This is a genomic window from Paraburkholderia tropica, from assembly GCF_900109265.1.
In the GTDB taxonomy this organism is placed as follows: domain Bacteria; phylum Pseudomonadota; class Gammaproteobacteria; order Burkholderiales; family Burkholderiaceae; genus Paraburkholderia; species Paraburkholderia tropica.
This window is the reverse complement of record NZ_FNZM01000036.1, coordinates 1-16,342: the sequence shown is the minus strand read 5'-3', so window position 1 is coordinate 16,342 and position 16,342 is coordinate 1. Positions and strand designations below refer to the sequence as shown.

The 16,342-nt window shown below is 57.4% G+C and carries 16 protein-coding genes and 1 pseudogene; 10 read left to right on the top strand and 7 right to left on the bottom strand.

What is annotated here, in order from left to right; all coding sequences use genetic code 11:
- Positions 1-130 precede the first annotated feature (130 nt).
- Positions 131-577 carry a cupin domain-containing protein gene (locus tag BMY06_RS36435; protein WP_074987689.1) on the bottom strand — a complete coding sequence of 149 codons (447 nt, stop codon included), beginning with the start codon at positions 575-577 and terminating at the stop codon, positions 131-133.
- A 97-nt stretch (positions 578-674) separates the two neighbouring features.
- Here BMY06_RS36435 and BMY06_RS36430 point away from each other — a divergent pair, with 97 nt between their 5' ends.
- Complete coding sequence (locus tag BMY06_RS36430; protein ID WP_074987688.1) at positions 675-1,574, top strand: LysR family transcriptional regulator; 900 nt, start codon at positions 675-677, stop codon at positions 1,572-1,574.
- A 1,036-nt stretch (positions 1,575-2,610) separates the two neighbouring features.
- Here the strand turns inward: BMY06_RS36430 and BMY06_RS36425 are convergent.
- The gene (locus BMY06_RS36425) at positions 2,611-3,570 is read right to left on the bottom strand and encodes a toll/interleukin-1 receptor domain-containing protein (protein ID WP_080180427.1); all 960 of its coding nucleotides are present in this window, start codon (positions 3,568-3,570) and stop codon (positions 2,611-2,613) included.
- 248 nt (positions 3,571-3,818) lie between these two features.
- Positions 3,819-4,109, bottom strand: a complete 291-nt coding sequence (locus BMY06_RS36420) for a CppA family protein (RefSeq protein ID WP_074987686.1) — start codon at positions 4,107-4,109, stop codon at positions 3,819-3,821.
- A 178-nt stretch (positions 4,110-4,287) separates the two neighbouring features.
- Here BMY06_RS36420 and BMY06_RS36415 point away from each other — a divergent pair, with 178 nt between their 5' ends.
- Together BMY06_RS36415 and BMY06_RS36410 are read left to right on the top strand one after the other, a co-directional pair.
- Complete coding sequence (locus BMY06_RS36415; RefSeq protein ID WP_074987685.1) at positions 4,288-4,575, top strand: type II toxin-antitoxin system ParD family antitoxin; 288 nt, start codon at positions 4,288-4,290, stop codon at positions 4,573-4,575.
- Positions 4,575-4,907 carry a type II toxin-antitoxin system RelE/ParE family toxin gene (locus BMY06_RS36410; RefSeq protein ID WP_074987684.1) on the top strand — a complete coding sequence of 111 codons (333 nt, stop codon included), beginning with the start codon at positions 4,575-4,577 and terminating at the stop codon, positions 4,905-4,907. The genes BMY06_RS36415 and BMY06_RS36410 overlap by 1 nt, the downstream gene beginning before the upstream one ends.
- 713 nt (positions 4,908-5,620) lie before the next feature.
- Here the strand turns inward: BMY06_RS36410 and BMY06_RS36405 are convergent.
- Positions 5,621-5,833 (bottom strand): hypothetical protein, encoded by a 213-nt coding sequence (locus BMY06_RS36405; RefSeq protein WP_074987683.1) that lies wholly within the window; start codon positions 5,831-5,833, stop codon positions 5,621-5,623.
- Between the two features lie 431 nt (positions 5,834-6,264).
- Between BMY06_RS36405 and BMY06_RS39275 the strand changes: the two genes are divergently transcribed.
- From BMY06_RS39275 to BMY06_RS36395, 3 genes are all read left to right on the top strand, one after another.
- Positions 6,265-6,798, top strand: a complete 534-nt coding sequence (locus tag BMY06_RS39275; protein WP_124263361.1) for a hypothetical protein — start codon at positions 6,265-6,267, stop codon at positions 6,796-6,798.
- Positions 6,795-7,109 carry a hypothetical protein gene (locus tag BMY06_RS39270; RefSeq protein ID WP_124263362.1) on the top strand — a complete coding sequence of 105 codons (315 nt, stop codon included), beginning with the start codon at positions 6,795-6,797 and terminating at the stop codon, positions 7,107-7,109. The genes BMY06_RS39275 and BMY06_RS39270 overlap by 4 nt, the downstream gene beginning before the upstream one ends.
- Positions 7,110-7,466: 357 nt before the next feature.
- A protein-coding gene (locus tag BMY06_RS36395; RefSeq protein WP_124263363.1) for an IS3 family transposase occupies positions 7,467-8,641 on the top strand; the annotation gives its coding sequence in 2 pieces (ribosomal slippage) (positions 7,467-7,728 and positions 7,728-8,641; 1,176 coding nt in all).
- Positions 8,642-8,667: 26 nt separating this feature from the next.
- Here the strand turns inward: BMY06_RS36395 and BMY06_RS36390 are convergent.
- Positions 8,668-9,753 (bottom strand): annotated as a pseudogene (locus BMY06_RS36390) (IS1182 family transposase); the annotation flags it as partial.
- 85 nt (positions 9,754-9,838) lie between these two features.
- Here BMY06_RS36390 and BMY06_RS36385 point away from each other — a divergent pair.
- Entirely contained in the window at positions 9,839-10,090 is a 252-nt protein-coding gene (locus BMY06_RS36385) for a hypothetical protein (RefSeq protein WP_074987681.1), read from the top strand.
- Positions 10,091-10,248: 158 nt separating this feature from the next.
- Here the strand turns inward: BMY06_RS36385 and BMY06_RS36380 are convergent, their stop codons facing one another.
- Entirely contained in the window at positions 10,249-10,680 is a 432-nt protein-coding gene (locus tag BMY06_RS36380; protein WP_074987680.1) for a helix-turn-helix domain-containing protein, read from the bottom strand.
- Between the two features lie 75 nt (positions 10,681-10,755).
- On the opposite strand from BMY06_RS36380, the gene BMY06_RS36375 reads away from it, so the two are divergent.
- The 3 genes from BMY06_RS36375 (at position 10,756) to BMY06_RS36365 (ending at position 14,984) form a co-directional block, all read left to right on the top strand.
- Positions 10,756-11,634, top strand: a complete 879-nt coding sequence (locus BMY06_RS36375) for a class I SAM-dependent methyltransferase (protein WP_074987679.1) — start codon at positions 10,756-10,758, stop codon at positions 11,632-11,634.
- Positions 11,635-12,057: 423 nt separating this feature from the next.
- Complete coding sequence (locus BMY06_RS36370; RefSeq protein WP_074987678.1) at positions 12,058-13,854, top strand: AAA family ATPase; 1,797 nt, start codon at positions 12,058-12,060, stop codon at positions 13,852-13,854.
- Positions 13,851-14,984, top strand: coding sequence for a 5-methylcytosine restriction system specificity protein McrC (locus BMY06_RS36365; protein WP_074987677.1), 1,134 nt, complete (start codon positions 13,851-13,853; stop codon positions 14,982-14,984). The genes BMY06_RS36370 and BMY06_RS36365 overlap by 4 nt, the downstream gene beginning before the upstream one ends.
- A 236-nt stretch (positions 14,985-15,220) precedes the next feature.
- Here BMY06_RS36365 and BMY06_RS36360 read toward each other — a convergent pair whose 3' ends face one another.
- Positions 15,221-16,249 carry an IS110 family RNA-guided transposase gene (locus BMY06_RS36360; RefSeq protein ID WP_074987640.1) on the bottom strand — a complete coding sequence of 343 codons (1,029 nt, stop codon included), beginning with the start codon at positions 16,247-16,249 and terminating at the stop codon, positions 15,221-15,223.
- Positions 16,250-16,342 lie beyond the last annotated feature (93 nt).

Genomic DNA, 16,342 nt, shown 5'->3' with positions numbered 1-16,342 from the left:
GCGGACTCTCGCCTCAACTCGATGCGCGCCACGTTATGCAATGCGCGTGAGTCGGCATCCGGCCATGAGCGGACCTCCGACCGTGTCGTCCAAATCGACGACATGCATACCCGTAATCGGCTATCCGTGCTCATATGCCAACGATCACCTGCCGATTTTGTTCGCAGATGCGCCGCACAGCCTCGATATCGTGGGGCGTCGGCAGCGCAGCCATCGCGCGAAAGAATGCGTCGTGACCTGCCGGCGCGGATATCAGCAGCAGGCGCGCGTCGCCGTCCGCCTGATTGTTGAAGCCATGCACGTCGCCGCGCGCGACCGTAACGACTGCTCCTGGGGATACGTTCTGAACGGACTCGCCGATCTGGAACTCGAGCGAGCCCTCCAGCACCACGAAGGTCTTGTCCTCGTCCAGCGACCGATGCGCAGGTGCGCCGCCGCGTGTTCCGATCCGCATTTCCATCACAGTGTATGGAGCGTCGACACCGCTCGTGTCTGTGTCGCCCCTCCCGGCGATAACTCGGGTCTGCATGTTGGCGAAGGATAGTACGACCGAGGGCGTGCAGATGGCGGATTTCATTGAAGTCCTGACGTGTGGTTAAAAAGCGCCAGTCTGCGCCCTCGCGGAGCGTTCGATAAGACCGCTAGAATGGCGGCTTCCGCCAACGGGATGGACAATGGATATCAATGGTTCGCTGGCTTTCGTAGCTGTAGTAGATTGCGGCTCGTTCGCCGGCGCCGCGCGCGAGCTAGGTGTGCCGCGCTCGACGGTCAGTGCACGCGTTGCAGCATTGGAGGCGCGACTCGGAGTGCGTCTGCTGCGGCGCTCAACCCGCCGGATTGCACTTACAGACGAGGGCGAGGCATGGCACGCCAGCGTTGCGAGTGCCATTGCGACATTGCGCGCCGCTGAGCAACGTGGCCTCACCCGAGGCGAGACGCTGTCTGGCACGATCCGCCTGAGTGTGCCGCTCGACTTCCCTGACACCGTGCTAGCCGATGCCATCGCCGCGTTCCTCGACAGCCACCCGCGAGTGCGTGTCGAGGTACGCGCCACAAACGACGTAGTGGATTTCGTCGGTGACAAGTTTGATCTCGCAATACGCGGAGGCAAGCCGGGGAGCAACGACGCAGTCGCCCGGCGCATCGCCAGTTTCCGCATGGCCGCGTTCGCCAGCCCGGCATGGCTCGCAAGACGCGGCGTTGGTGATCGCGCTGACCACGCGATGTCAGTGCCCGACTCATTCGCGCATCTCGACTTGCTCGCTTTTTCCCCCCGCGCCGATCGTGCCGCGAGCGCGCCGCAGGCGAGGGTGGTGGCGAACAGCTTTGGTTTGCTAAAGCAAATGGCGATACGCGGCAAGGGTGTGGCGACCTTGCCCGCGCATCTGTGCGCGGAGGCGCTTGCCGCCGGCACACTGGTCGAGATTCCCCCTCCCTTGCAGGACGCCACGCAACAGGGTCTCTACCTCGTTTATCCATCGCGTGGCGACATGAGCGCCCGAGCGCGCGCTTTCGCGCAACACCTTGGCGAGACACTGGAACGAATCGCGGTGGCAGCGCAAAGCCCCCGCTAAGGAATGTTGGGGTGACAACCCGGAACTTGCGGCCCGAATCGATAAGGCACAGCGCGATTTTAAGTGAGTTGAATGACTGCTTTCGGCAAGCTCGAAGGTCAGCTTCGGGTCGGCTACGGAAGTTCGATATCGGCGCAGGGTCGCTCGTCCTGAAGGACGACCCCATCCGTCGCAGTGCGCCCACGAGCGGCCCGTCCACCAGCCATCCGATCGGACTTTCCAAGGACCGCTTCGCCTCTATAGTTGCCGTTCACCGGCGTCGTGCGCTACCACTCGCTGCAACGCTCTCTCCGATTGCACTTCAAACAAGGAGAAATCTTGCCAAACATACAGATCTCGGCGGAACACAGACTTGCTCTCCTTGAGGAGCATCGCTTATGGTGCAAGGACATCGTCCGTACCCCCGGGCAAATCGGTAGTTCGATCAACACGTTGGTCCAAGGACCGCCGTTGTATATTCCCGGAGAAATAAGGCCATACTCGGACTTTGATGAGGTCAGATTCTTGTCTGTCGCTCAAAAGTTCGTCGACTACCTCAAGGCCAAAAGTTTTCCATTTCGGGAAAATTGACGATTCGTCTCGGCGTCGCCGTCGGGCTGGAGAAGCAAAATCTCAATGGCAAGGAGGAGTGATGGGTTTTCAGCGAGAAGTACGAATGGGTTACGGTCGCCAGGTGAGATCGAGCGTGAGGTGCGTAGTGAGCGAATAGACGCCCTGTTGAGTCAACTCGAAGCGGAAATTCACCGTATGAACGGGCAGCAGGGCGACGAACATATCCCCGCCGCCTTGCGCGAGTTGGAAGCACGGTTGCGCCAGCTTGCCGATCGCGCCCAAGTGGCCGGGTCAGCGCTTGCTACGCCAAGTTTATAGCCACAGTAAAGCAGGCCATGCTTCCCGTGGCAGATACAGCGATATTGGCTGGCGCAGGGCCGCGTCGACACGTTGCTCATGCATTCTATCGGCCAGCCTTCTAGGGCGCGATCATGAGGAGTCTTTGCGGCGATCGCAATATGCCAGAAAACTGCCCGCGCGTATCTTATCTAACCCGCTCTATGAAAAGCTGCCATAGCTGTTCGGCGACTCCCTCATGCGTGAGCTTCTGGTCACGCCCCGACCGGTTTGTCATCATCCCCTTCAAGTACATCGACTGCTCATCAGTTTCGACGCTTAAGATTTCGTTGAAACTGTTGTCCTGAGGATTATCGTTTCCAGAATAGCCGATCTGACCTCGAGATCCGTAGGAATGCGTGATCCGAATGTAGCAGCCCGCAACCCGTTTGCCATCTCGATAGATGGTTCCGGTAAATCCCGTTTCCGAGGTGCGGCGAAACCGGCCTTCATATCCGGGATTACGCGGAGCTAGCTCCTCCAGCGAATTCTCGAAAAAAACGGCAACATAGTTGAAGGCCTCCATGACAAAGTTGTCGCGGTCAATATCGCGGAACTCTCGTGGTAAGGATAGCGAGCCGGATCTGGGGCGCGGCGGCGCAACAGAAGCTACCTGATCAGACGACTGCTGCACAGGAGAGTTGGAAACAGGTCGCGGCGTGCCCCCGGTCTTCGCGACGAGCAACTTGCGTAGCGACTGGACGATATCGACGAACGCATCATCCAGGGTTGGCCATTTGACTACCGGCTTGGCATCTTTTGGTAGAGCCTTGAGTCCGCCAAGCAATGATGATGTCCAGTCACAAGGCCGTACGATTATCGGAACAACGATCGCTGAACCTGCTTGATGGCGCTCCATGGCACGCTGCATCTCGATGCCAAAACAGTAGTCCGAGTTCATGAAGTCTGAACTGACCAAGAGGATGATCAGATCGGCCGCGTCAAGTTCAGTGCTAATGTGCGCCTCGATCTCTCCCCCTGGGGGAATCCGGTGGTCACTCCAGATGTCCACAACCCCCTGTCGCCGCAGCAACGAAAGGTGTTTTTCGAGTTCTGCGCGATACTGCTCGTCTGCATGACAGTACGAGACGAAGGCTCGAATCATCATCTATTCCTGGCGGGTGAGAAGATGTAATTCTAGTGGAAGTCATGTTCAATGCTCGAACGACATCTCGCTCGCAATTACGCCAAGCTACCAGTGGGCTCCCTCGTTGGTTGTGGTACATGTACCAGATTCGCAATTGCGCGGCGGCAGTCGGTCTTGGAGTGCCTCGAAGCAGGGGAGACTACCTGATTCCAGAACAGGGATTTCGCCAGCGGAACAGGAACGCAAATGTGGGTGTCCTGCCGCGAACTTCATCGGCCTGCCACGGCAGATCGTGAAGCCGCTGGCGGATAGCGGGACGTGAGGATGCCGCGGATGGTGGCGAGCGACTGCTCGGCGACCACGCTGGGTTCGATGGCGCGTGGCGTGGCCAGCATCGGGATCCGCACCCCGAGTCGCCGGCATACTGCCGACAGATATGGCTTTGCATCGCCACCGCATTCCGCGGCCGCGCGTGCGATCGCCGCGTCGCCGACGCGCTGGCGTAACCACCCCAGTACCCAGCGATCCTTTTCGCTACAGACCCTGACGAGATGCTCCATGACGGATTCTCCGCAAACACTGTATTTTTATACAGTACCCGGAAAAACGACGGCAGGCGAGCGAAAAGCGAGGCCCCGCGGGAAGTTCTTTGCCATTAGTGTGGCGGACCCCACGTACGCCCGCATGTTTCCGTTAGGTGTATGATAGTGTCATACACGATTGAATTGAGGTGCGATCATGGCGAGCGAACGCCTGACAATCACATTGACGCCGGAGCTGCTTGAGTTCGTCCGCGAACGAACCGCAGAGGGCGACTACAACAGCGATAGTGAAGTCATCAGGGATGGACTCCGGCTGCTGAAGGAGCGCGACATCGCGGTTCGTCAATGGCTGACCGAGAAGGTGGTGCCGGGCTATCTTCAGTACAAGGCCAATCCGGAAAGTGCGATGACCCGGGAGCAGGTCGAGCAGCAGCTTGATCATGACAGGCGCCAGCGTCGCGCAAAAAAAGGAGCGGCGGGCTGATGCTGTACAGGGTGCAATACCTGCCGTCGTTCTACGAGATGCTGCGAAATATCGAGGAATACATGGTGGACCATGATCGCTCCGATGCATCGATCGATCGTTACCGGTCCACCGTGTTTGATACCTGCGAAAAATTCGCCACCTTTCCCAATCGTGGGAGCCGGCACGACGACGTCATGCCGGGACTGCGAACCTGGAACATCGAAGGCGAAACCATTCTCGCCTATGTCGTAGAGGATGCGGCTTTTGCGGTCACGTTCGTGGGCATCACGTACGGTGGCCAAAACTGGATGGACATCTTTTCCATGCGCCCGCTGGGCCGGGTGCAGTAATCAACAGCCCGTGCCGTAGGTACCAAGATGCAAATTTTTATTCGTATTCCTTAGTGTTGTTTTGACGTTTTGACTTCTTGAGGCGCGGTCCGGTACGCCCACGGAGCATCGGAGATGCACTTGTCCTTCTCTCAGGCACCGCCTCTGGCGGGCATTTTTCAGCTGCTTGTGCGGCCGTCCTGTTCCGCCGCGGAGGGCGAATTCATATTGTCCAGGATGTCTGAGGTGGCTGGCGTGCCTGTTCGGCCAACACGATTGGAGCGCATAGCTCCTATCGTTTCATCCTCCCCCAATGAGAGCCCCGTGCTGCGGTAGGCGAACCAGCCCGTGTATTCAACTTTTCTTTCCGGAATTGCGAAGTAAACTTGGACCCTGTTGACGAAGGGAAGTAAATCTGGAACTTTGCGGAGGGTTGGTGGTGGCTGACGTTCGTCCGGTTGATCCTGCGCAGCAGTTGAACTTTCCCCCGATCTCCATTCAGCGCTCGAAATGGACGCACCAGTTCCAGGGTACGTCGCCGAATCGCGGTATCGGGAGGTTCCGAGATGGCTGTTCATTGCGCTCGTGCTAGGATTTTCCCCAATAAAGGAGGGAAAACGATGGCTGTACACGCTATAACGGCGGTTCGGGTGGACGGGAATTCGGAAAGGGTCACACACGTGCTTTGGGGCCAGGTGTCCGTGAGCGGAGACCAATTTGAGGTCGTTCCGCACTCATCGCCTGTAATCGAAGTGGTAGACGCACTGGCTAAGGGCGACACCGTCGTAACAGTCTTTCCGCTGGATGGGCAGCGCGTTGCAGGTCCAGAAGTCCGCCGCGTCGTCGACGAGGCCGGACGCGAAGGCATCGAAATGGTGGTCACTGATGCCGATGAGGGCCGAAGGCTCACGGACCTCCCACGGCTTGATCACGAATAGAGCGCTCATCGGGTCGGCTCTATCGGACGGAGTTTAATCAACCGCCCTCACGAACCGGCGCCGAAACCTTGCCCCAGACTCACGTCGTCTGAACACGCGGTTGGGCTTGTCATGCGTTCAACATTAGAGGCAGTGATCGGCCAGTTCCAGTCAGTCGGGAACGCTGCGCCGTAGACATCCAAATGCCGCTTGAGGTCAACAAGCAGTCGTTCAATTCGAGTGAAAAGGCGTCACCTTGCAAGATCGCTGAATAAAGGATGCACGCTCAAAGTCTTGTTGCGCGTGGCTTATAATTCACCGTCACGTTTCAGACGTCCAGAGGTGGGCTGACTCGGCGTACCAGATAAATGTCATCAAAGCTCAAACACCTGATAACGCACTGTCTAGCATTTCTTATAACAGCTGGCTTCGCTGCTCTCGTTCTGTATATGAGGCCAACCTTGACAAAGGACGCCGCGACAACTGTTGGATCAGTCGGCTCATTTATTACCCTTTACGGCGTTGTGTTCGCGCTGATTGAACTGGCATACACGCGCTCGGCAGCTGAGTTAGCCGCAACAGCGGCAAAGCGTGTCTTCGATGCGATGTCCCGGCTTGGCGCGGTAGAACAGATCACAGATTGCCAAGCCTATATCAAGACAGCTGTCGCATGTATCGACGACGGTGTGGCTGTCCCGTCGGCCGTGATGTTGGATATTGTCAAGATTTATTCACGTGTGTTTCAAGTGCAGCTTGAGGATGCATCCTCCGAACATCGAAAGAACAGGTCGCTTCTTGAAGCCTATCGATTCGATTCGGCTCGCTACGACTCATTCAACGCACAGGGAAAAACAGCCATCACATCGTCATCGGGGAGCGCTCGTCGCTCACCGCCCCACCCATATGCAAAGACGCGTCAGGCGTTAATCGCCATGGCAGGGCAATTAAGTTCGCACCAGAGCAAGCACACGACATTTGCGGAGATCAGACAATGATTCCAAACTCACTACGAGATTTCATAAGCCGACTGCGGGAAGCCACTGAAAAAGATGAGGTATCCTGGGTTGAGGCAGACGGAACTGCCTATTTTTGCGATCACAAGGACGTTACCCTTCATATTTCGCCGCACTTTGATCACGATCGTGAGCAATCTTCGTTCCATTTTCGGATCTCGAAGGGGCCGAAGAATACGCCATTTTCTGTTTACGACATTGAAGATGACTATCTGACGATGAAAGCTTTATATGAGGCGGTCATCGCGAATGCAAACGATGTCGGAAACGACGTTAAAGGCTTTTTTGATTGACAACGGCAATGGCCGCTTTGTCGCAGAGCCGGTCGTCTACATCGCGCCACCTCCTCAGTCCGCTCCGCTTCGGGTCGGGTATGCCCCTTCGTCCGAACCGGTTGCCGCGCTCCGGCGTTGAACGCGGTGCGGTCAAAACGGGACCTTCGTCCGGTGCACCGTCGTGGCATTCGGGAGACAGTTCCACTTCGCAAGCAGTAAAGCAGCTTATGCAGGCCGACGCTAGCCCAGATACTGTTTCGAGATGTCCGATTATCATGTTCAACTAGGCTGCGCAGAAGTCGGTTGTGCGTCCATTGAGGTCAGCCGGAAAAAGTGGATGCCAACATTCCGTAGAATTGAGGAATGGAGGTATTGATGAAGCGAATTCCGAAGGCTGTCTATACGAAAGAATTTCGTGAAGAGGCAGTGAAGCTGGCAATGACCGATGGCGTGGGGGTGTCGGAGGCCGCGCGTCGGCTGTCGATATCGATGAAGACGCTAGCGAATTGGGTACGCGCCGCGAAAGCCGGTAGGCTTGAAAACGTCGGTCAACATCAGAAGCCGCTAACTGAAATCGAAGCTGAGCTGGCTCGGGTCAAGCGCGAGCTGGCCGAAGTGAAAATGGAACGCGATCTGCTAAAAAAGTGCACGGCCTACTTTGCGAGGGAGTCGCGGTGAAGTACGGCGTGATTGAGCAGATGCGACAGGATTATGCGGTGCCACCGATGTGCCGGTTGCTGAGCGTTTCGGTGAGCGGCTTCTACGCCTGGCGTAAGCGTCCGGCGTCGTTGCGCGCACAGCAGGAGGGTCGACTCGAAGCGCAGGTGCGTGCCGCTCACGAGCGTACCCGGCAGACTTTCGGCCCGCAACGGCTACAAAGGGATCTAGCGGACCACGGCGTCCACATTGGTGTTCACCGCATCAGGCGTTTGCGGGCAAAGCTTGGCCTGCGATGCAAGCAAGAGCGCAAGTTCAAGGCGACCACGAATTCGACGCACGATTTGCCGGTTGCACCGAACCTGCTTGACCAGAACTTCAGTGTGAGCTCACCAAATCAGGCCTGGTGTGGTGACATCACCTACATCGCGACCGATGAAGGATGGCTGTATCTGGCCGGCCTGAAGGATCTGTTCAGCGGAGAGATCGTTGGCTACGCGATGAGCGAGCGCATGACAAAACAACTGGTAATGCAGGCGCTGTTCCGCGCTGTCGCGTCGCACCGACCGCCGCCCGGCCTGATACAGCATACGGACCGGGGCAGTCAGTACTGCGCCCACGCCTATCAAAAGCTCGTCAGACAGTTCGGCATGCAGGCCTCAATGAGTCGACGAGGAAATTGCTTTGATAACGCACCGATTGAATCCTTCTGGGGTTCGCTGAAAAATGAACTCGTCTATCATCGCAAGTTCGCGACCCGCGACCAGGCCCGGAAGGAAATCGCGGAGTACATCGAGATTTTTTATAACCGGCAGCGCACACAGGAGCGTCTGGGCTACTTGTCGCCAGCTGCTTTTACGCGGCGATTCCATTTGACCACGATCGCTGCTTAACCCGTTGGCGTCCACGGATTCCGACCGACCTCAGTAAAGCGGTAAATAGCGCGTTGTCCGGCAGGGCACAAGTATTCGTCATCCCGGGCAATGTAGATGAAGTCCGCCCTGTCAAAGCGACCGTGAGCCTTTGCATTTGACGTCGTGGTCCTGGGTAGGATGGCTGCAATTCCTGCATCCTCGCACGCCTTGATTTGCGGACCGCTGTAATACCCTCGATCAGCGATAGCCTTCAATCTGGTTCTGCCCATGGCATCACGAGCAGCTTGTGCCATCGGGCTGAGCTGTGCACGATCACTACCTGCGTTTGTGACCTCATGGGCAACGATGAGATGGTGTTTGGCATCTACGGCTACCTGCACGTTGTAGCCCACCATCCCCGAGCCACGACCGCTTGTCGCCATGGAGCGAGCATCGGGATCAGTCAATGAGATCTGTCCATCAGGTAGTGTCTTCAACTCTTCCTTGACCTGCTCGAAGCGACGCATTTGCCCCTGCAATTGAGCAATCTTCTCTCGCAGTCGAGTGGTCTTTGCTTCCACCTCGGGCGGTTGGGTCCGGTCCGCCGTTTCCAGCGCGCTCAAATAGCGTTGGATACTTTCCTCAATTTGCTGTTGACGCTTGTCGATCTTGCCAGTCGTAAAGTTGCGGTCACGCGTATTGGATGCCTTGAACTTGCTTCCATCGATGGCGACTAGCGCTTGAGAGAACAGCTTGAGATCCCGGCATAAGACGACAAACCTGCTACAGACGTTGCGAATGCCCGCGCCGTTGTTCCGTCGAAAGTCAGCTATTGTCTTGAAGTCCGGTGCCAGACGGCCAGTCAGCCACATCAACTCGATATTGCGTTGGCATTCGCGTTCCAGGCGCCGGCTCGATTGAATCCGGTTCAAGTAGCCGTAGATGTATATCTTCAGCAGCACTGCGGGATGGTAAGAGGGGCGGCCCGTTGACGATGGCGTAACGCCAACGAATCCGAGCGCTTCTAGCGCCAGTTCTTCGACAAAGGCCTCGACGATTCTGACCGGGTTGTCCTCGGCAACGAAATCGTCCAGGCATTCGGGCAACAACGTCACCTGCTTCCGGTCGTCACCTTCAACGAATCGCTTCAATTGTTCCTCCGACCTTGAAGTGCTGACCGAAGTTTAGGAGATCACGTGAGAGAATGAAGACTCATTTTCATCGACGAGAACGCACGTGGATCTCCATGTGATCTATACACGAAGTGATCGAATTCTTCTCTCGCGCCGCCGATATGAATCGTGGCGACAGATCCAAGATGAGATCGCTGATTACGTGACCTCGCTGGGCCCTTGGTCGCCCGAGGATACGGTTGCATACCTCGGCTGCGAGCATCTTGGGCTCGACCCGAGTGCGGCCGAACAGGTCGCCACACTATTGGCCTCTGCCGATCCCATCATCGAACTCAAATTCGGGCCGAGCGCCTAGCTCGTGTTTTCACACAGCCTCGGTCGGTTCATGCCATATGCATGAAGGGCCGCGCCCGAGGTAATCGTCACGCTCGGTCGTGGGGCGCAGGCCGGCCACTTTGAGACATTCGGTGTTGCCACCTAGATCGTTGGAGATTGCTGCTCCTGGAACCAACTCTACTGTTCCTGTTGCGCTCTCCTCCTTCGTGCTCCAATAGCTCTCGGCGCGACGGCGCGAAGAATGCGGCGGAAAGTGGGGCATTCCATGTGGCTCGGCGCGGGACAGGCCGCGGCATGTCGAAGCCCGTCGCGCATGACGCTCAATTTGCGGATCGCTTTGTCCAACTCCTCGGCTTTTGCCGCTAGCATCTGGCGATCGATGCGCGGTTGCCCCTCAGACTCGAACATCAGCGCGATATCATCCAGCGAGAACCCGGCGGCGCGCCCCAGAGCGATCAACGCTAGCCGGTCCAGCACGCCGGGATCAAACTGGCGGCGCAACCCTCGGCGCCCCCGCGACCTGATGAGCCCCTTTTCCTCGTAGAACCGGAGCGTTGATGCGGGAACACCGGATAGCTTCACCACCTCGCCGATATCGAGTTGAATCATCGCTTGACCTAAAGTCGACTTGAACTTGCATAGTTTAGCTTCCGCTCCTCAGGGGCAAGGCCAAGGATAGCGATCATGGATTCCACAAAACAGACCGAAGGCACGCAGAAGGCGCTTTGGAATGGCAGCGCCGGACGCGCATGGGTGGCCGCGCAGGAGGTGCTCGATCAGACGTTCAAGCCCTTCGAGGATCTGCTCGTCGACATGATGGGCACCGGAGCCGAACTCCGGGTGCTCGATGTCGGCTGTGGTACCGGCAGCACGACGCTGGCTGCGGCACGGCGGGTCGGCGTAGAGGGTGATTGCATTGGAGTCGATATCTCAGCCCCGATGATCGCCGTCGCCCAAGCGCGCGGCGAACGGGAGGACTCGACGGCAACTTTCATCTGTGCCGACGTGCAGACCCATGCCTTTAAGCCGGCAAGCTTCGACCGGATCACGTCGCGCTTTGGCGTCATGTTCTTCGATAACCCGCTATCGGCCTTCGCCAACCTGCGACGTGCTGCAAGGGACGGAGCCGAATTGCACTTTGTCGCCTGGCGCAGTGCCGTCGAGAATCCGTTCATGACGACCGCCGAGCGTGCCGCGGCGCCTCTACTGCCGAACCTGCCCGCTCGCCGACCCGATGCGCCGGGGCAGTTCTCCTTCGCAAACCAGCATAGGGTTTGGTCTATCCTGGAAGCGAGCGGTTGGGCGGAGATCGACATCCGGCCGATCAATATAGATTGCACCCTGCCCGAACGGGAGTTGGTCAGCTACTTCAGCCGGCTCGGCCCTGTCGGTATGATCCTTCAAGAGACCGACGAGCGAACGCGCGTGCAAGTGATTGCATCCGTTCGCAGCTTTGATCCATATGTGCACGGAGCCGATGTTCGCTATACCGCTGCCTGCTGGATGATCAGCGCCCGAGCGTTGTCTATATCAGCATCGCCGAAGGAGGCAGTCAAGGTCTGAGCAGTGGACTATCCGATGCGCGCTCTTCGATAGGGGAAGGCCCGGCGACGGCGGCGGAGGTCCAGTTAGGCCTCCCAGAAATTCACAAAAGCCGAGACGCGACGTTCTATGCAGGCGTGACTACTGCCACGAGACGCGCTCATCGCCAATTACTTGGATGACCGCTCTCAAGAAAGACGAAAGTCCCATATGGGTGGCGACTGCCGCCCGATGCGGTCGATCAATGGCCAACCCACGCCCGCCTGACTGCGTCGGGCCGGGGTCGGCCAGAAAACGACGTTCCTGAGTTCCCGGACCAAGCCGCTCCAGCGACTGCTCCTCCCCATGAGGCGACGGTCGTATAACCACTTGAGTTGGTGTAGCATTTCCCAGCACTGAAGAGCCAATCGCCTGCAGTGCCACATCAATCTAAATGAACAACAAATGGCTCTCTATTCAGAGTACGACACAGCCCCGATCTATAAAGCGGCTGATGCTTTCCGCGATAATTGCTTGTTGCGCAACGGATCACTGCTGTTCGATGATGCTGCGATATGGACGCCAGAGACTCTTGAACGCCTCCAAAAGGCTTTCGTCGCCACCCCCGACGGGGGTGATCGATCCTTTATCGCCAAGTTCAAGGACCAAGTTAGCGCTGCTGGTCCGGAAGTAGTGCGCTTGGCTGCAGAAATACTCTGCATTTATTTCCTGTTTCCGTCAAACGTCGGTGGCATTCGCAAGCGTCAGGTGATCAACGAGGTACTTGGGTGGTCGGGCACCGTACTTCCCGATAGTCACTTGGTTTCTCTTGCGTTCTCCCACGGGATCGGCAGCGGCGGCCAAGGATATAACACTCGGCGCCCAGCTGAGCTCACATTCCTGATCGAGCTGGCCATTGCCTGGAAAAAGCTTCCATCCGATCGGCAGGCGGAACTGGCGACTTCTCAATGGCGTTTCGAACAATTTGTCGACAGCATCGAGGATGCGGAGTCAAGGCAGTTGCGACACATGCTGCTTCATCTCATGTTTCCCGAATATTTCGAGCGCATCGCCAGCGCCAGTCACAAACGGCGCGTCATCAAAGCCTTCTCAGGCCTCGTCAAAGACGGGGGTGAGGATGACGTGGATCAGACTATCTATACCATCCGGCAGGAGTTGGAAGGGCTGCTGCCGAACAAAGAACTCGACTTCTACTGGCCACCATTGGCCGAGGCTTGGTACGACGACAGCGAAGACAACCCCGAAGAAGGAGCACCCCTCGAAGTTATCCAGTACAAGAGGCAAATCGTCTTCTATGGGCCGCCGGGCACCGGCAAAACGTTCCGTGCCAAACGGCTGGCTGGGCGTATCATCCGTGCCGCAGCGCTGGCCGCGATGGGCCCCGCCCGCTACTTTCAGTCCCAATCTGACGTGGATGCAGCCATCAGCGAAAATGTGCACCGACTGCAACTACATCCCGCATACAGCTACGAGGACTTCATTCGTGCCCTGCACGTCTCGGACGCTGGGGGCACCGAGTATCGTGCAGGCTATCTGCCAAAGTTGATCGAGCACATTGAGGGAAAACCTCGTGAGACGCGGTTGCCTCATGTTCTCATTCTCGATGAGATGAACCGTACGGACCTGAGTCGGATGCTGGGAGAGTGCTTTTCGTTGCTGGAAGATCGGAACCAACCAATTCCATTACCGGTTTTGGATGGGAAAGGAAGCGCGATCAGCCTGCGCATCCCGGATGACCTCTTTGTCATTGGCACGATGAATCTGATCGACCAATCTATTGAACAGGTTGACTTCGCCTTACGCCGTCGATTCCTTTGGGTGCCGTGTCCGTTTAACGCGAACGCTCTGGTTGAAGCAGCTGAAGCGAAGTGGAAGGCACTTAAAACAATGCTGGGTTGGGACCGAGTCGAAGAGGATTTCCGCAAGCTGGCGGGCGCTGCTGCAGCTCTGAATCGAGAGATTCACGATAGCTCGTTGCTTGGGGCTCAGTACGAAATCGGCCACACGTATCTGCTCGACGTGATTGTGTTCCTGAACAATTTCCTTGGTCCTCGTCCCACCCGCAAGCAGAACTACCTCTGGAATAAAAAGGGCGAGGCACTTGAGCCGGTCCACCAGATATGGAGTCTTTCTCTACGCCCGTTGCTGGAACAGTATCTGGCGGGACTTGATGCGACCTCGCGTAATGCTGAGCTTGACAGGCTGGCCAAGGTTTTTCTCAAGCCCGTGGCGATCGAATGAAGCTAGTTGCATCGGATTGCTCTCCATTCGATCCGCAACCGTCGGCAGTAGAGACAGAGTGGCTCCGCAAACTTGCGGCGAGCGTTCATGCCAGCGATTTCGTTGTCCCAATCTCTGGCGAACGAGACGAGGACGAGCCAATCGTTTATTGCTCGTGGGACGGAACATGGTGGGCTGGACGGTACGTCGGCTCCCTTTCTTTCGGGGGACATAGCCTGACCATCAAGCCTCGCTTCGGCCTTGCTACTCTAAAGAGCTGGCTGTTTGAGGTAACGTCAGCTGTACTTACGGAGTCGCCGGGCAACCTGCGCGAGGACGAATCATTCCTTGTCCAGCTATTGGCGTACGTTTGGGCTCACGGATTCATCGAAGCCGCGCGGCATGGGTTGCCCGCTCTCCGACGTGACGTGACCACAAACGGGCCAACAGTTCGTGGACGACTGGACGTTGCAGCTTCGCTTCGATTGATTGCATCCCGCGGTGGAGCGGTCGTGTCCGTCCGATCAGAGCGATCTCTAGATCACGCTGCTTCCGACGCGATTGTTGCTGCCTACAGCGTGCTACGACGCTGGCTCGCTGTTCCCGACGAGCTCTGGTTGCCGGCTCGCGCAAAGGAACTTCTTCCTCATCTCATGGCAGTTACCGGAGCACGCCCCGCAGTCCCAACAAAGGCTGAACTGGGGCGTGTCCGGTACACGCCGATCACCGCAGGATTTGCACCCGTCGCTGAGCTGTCTCGACAAATTGCGAGTCATCGAGGATTAGCTGCCAATGTGGAAGCCGACGGAGACACCACCGGGGTGCTTCTCGACATCGCCGAGCTTTGGGAAATGTATGTGCTCAGCGTCCTACGCAAGGCAGCGGTTCCGTTCACGGTAGCCCATGGAACGCGCGAGAAGAAAGCGCCGAAGAAACTCCTCTACAGTGGTGTTACCGGGCGGGGACTTGGCACGTTGATTCCCGACGCGGTTGTTCAATCGGACTACAGGATTGAAGGTGTGGCTGACGCTAAATACAAGCCTCTCTATCCTTCCGCGAGCAACCCGAACGGCCCGCAACGCGAGGATCTCTATCAGATGGCCGTACATGGACGCCCCCGGTTTGCCAAGCTCGCAGTTGGTGAACGGTAGAAGGAAGATTGCACCCGTACATTCGGACTTTCGTTGTGAGACGGGCTCACTGTCCCTGATGGGTTTCGCTGGCCAGTTCCCTATCGCTTACGCGCACTCTCGGTGCCTCGGTCATTTTTGGGCTTCACCGGCCACGGTCTTACCTGCCTGCCATCACTTCGTGTTTGCCTGAGCAATCGGTGGTAGGGTTCCTCAGTTCCGTAACGACTTTGCTTGTTTCGATTTAACCTGTTTGATCACGCAGTACGTGGCGTGTAGCCTGGCTGGAAACTTCGCTCATGGACAAGCAGCGCCCACACGGTACGAGCCGTTTTGTTCGCTAAGGCAACAGCGGCCACATTCTTGTTACGACGGGCCGTGACGTTAAAAACCCAACAGTTTGGATCGGCTTTCTGCGTCGCCCGATAGATCACCGATCTGGCTCCATGGATCAACATGGTCCGCAAATACGCGTCACCACGCTTGCTCATGCCCAGGAGGTTCTGCTTGCCGCCGCTGGAATGTTGGCGTGGAACGAGCCCCAACCAGGCAGCAAGTTGCCGGCCGTTGTCGAAGTTCTTCGCATCGCCAACGGTTGCCACCAGAGCGGTTGCGGTGAGAGGGCCGATTCCTGGTACCTTCTCGAGGCGCTGGCTCACTGCATTGTCGCGGTGCCAGGCCTTGATTGCAGCTTCAATCTCGTCGACCTGGCGATGCAGCAATTGCAGATGCTCGAGCAGTCGGTTGATCAGCAGGCGGAACGAGCCCGGCAACGCATTGCTGGCATCTTCGATGAGCTCGGGTACTCGCTGGGCGACATAGGCGATGCCCTGCGGCACAACGATTCCGAATTCGCCGAGTAGGCCACGAATCTGGTTCGCCTGCGCTGTGCGGGCCTTGACGAAACCCTGGCGAACGCGGTGCAGTGAAAGCACCGACTGCTGCTCAATGTTCTTGATCGGCACGAATCGCATCGACGGCCGACCAACCGCTTCGCAAATGGCTTCGGCGTCGGCCGCGTCGTTCTTGTTGCTTTTGACGTACGGCTTCACGAACTGAGGCGCCATCAACTTCACCGTATGCCCGAACATCTGAAGTTTGCGCGCCCAATGATGGGCGCTTCCGCACGCCTCCATGCCGATCAAACACGGCTGCAAGTTGGCAAAGAACGTCGCGACCTGTTCCCGACGAAGCTGCTTACGAAGCAGAACCTTGCCGTGCTTGTTCACCCCGTGGACCTGGAATACGTTTTTCGCCAGGTCAATGCCGATCGTTGTAATCTCCATGGTGGGCGCTCCCGCTGTTCGAGTGGTTGACGACACCTCCACTCTGGCACATCAATGCCTTTATAGGTGGGGGCGTCCATCCCATTGCTTACC

Coding starts and splice junctions, on each gene's coding strand:
- BMY06_RS36435 (WP_074987689.1), bottom strand. CDS start 577: ATGAAATCCGCCATCTGCACGCCCTCGGTCGTACTATCCTTCGCCAAC.
- BMY06_RS36430 (WP_074987688.1), top strand. CDS start 675: ATGGATATCAATGGTTCGCTGGCTTTCGTAGCTGTAGTAGATTGCGGC.
- BMY06_RS36425 (WP_080180427.1), bottom strand. CDS start 3,570: ATGATGATTCGAGCCTTCGTCTCGTACTGTCATGCAGACGAGCAGTAT.
- BMY06_RS36420 (WP_074987686.1), bottom strand. CDS start 4,109: ATGGAGCATCTCGTCAGGGTCTGTAGCGAAAAGGATCGCTGGGTACTG.
- BMY06_RS36415 (WP_074987685.1), top strand. CDS start 4,288: ATGGCGAGCGAACGCCTGACAATCACATTGACGCCGGAGCTGCTTGAG.
- BMY06_RS36410 (WP_074987684.1), top strand. CDS start 4,575: ATGCTGTACAGGGTGCAATACCTGCCGTCGTTCTACGAGATGCTGCGA.
- BMY06_RS36405 (WP_074987683.1), bottom strand. CDS start 5,833: ATGAGCGCTCTATTCGTGATCAAGCCGTGGGAGGTCCGTGAGCCTTCG.
- BMY06_RS39270 (WP_124263362.1), top strand. CDS start 6,795: ATGATTCCAAACTCACTACGAGATTTCATAAGCCGACTGCGGGAAGCC.
- BMY06_RS36380 (WP_074987680.1), bottom strand. CDS start 10,680: ATGATTCAACTCGATATCGGCGAGGTGGTGAAGCTATCCGGTGTTCCC.
- BMY06_RS36375 (WP_074987679.1), top strand. CDS start 10,756: ATGGATTCCACAAAACAGACCGAAGGCACGCAGAAGGCGCTTTGGAAT.
- BMY06_RS36370 (WP_074987678.1), top strand. CDS start 12,058: ATGGCTCTCTATTCAGAGTACGACACAGCCCCGATCTATAAAGCGGCT.
- BMY06_RS36365 (WP_074987677.1), top strand. CDS start 13,851: ATGAAGCTAGTTGCATCGGATTGCTCTCCATTCGATCCGCAACCGTCG.
- BMY06_RS36360 (WP_074987640.1), bottom strand. CDS start 16,249: ATGGAGATTACAACGATCGGCATTGACCTGGCGAAAAACGTATTCCAG.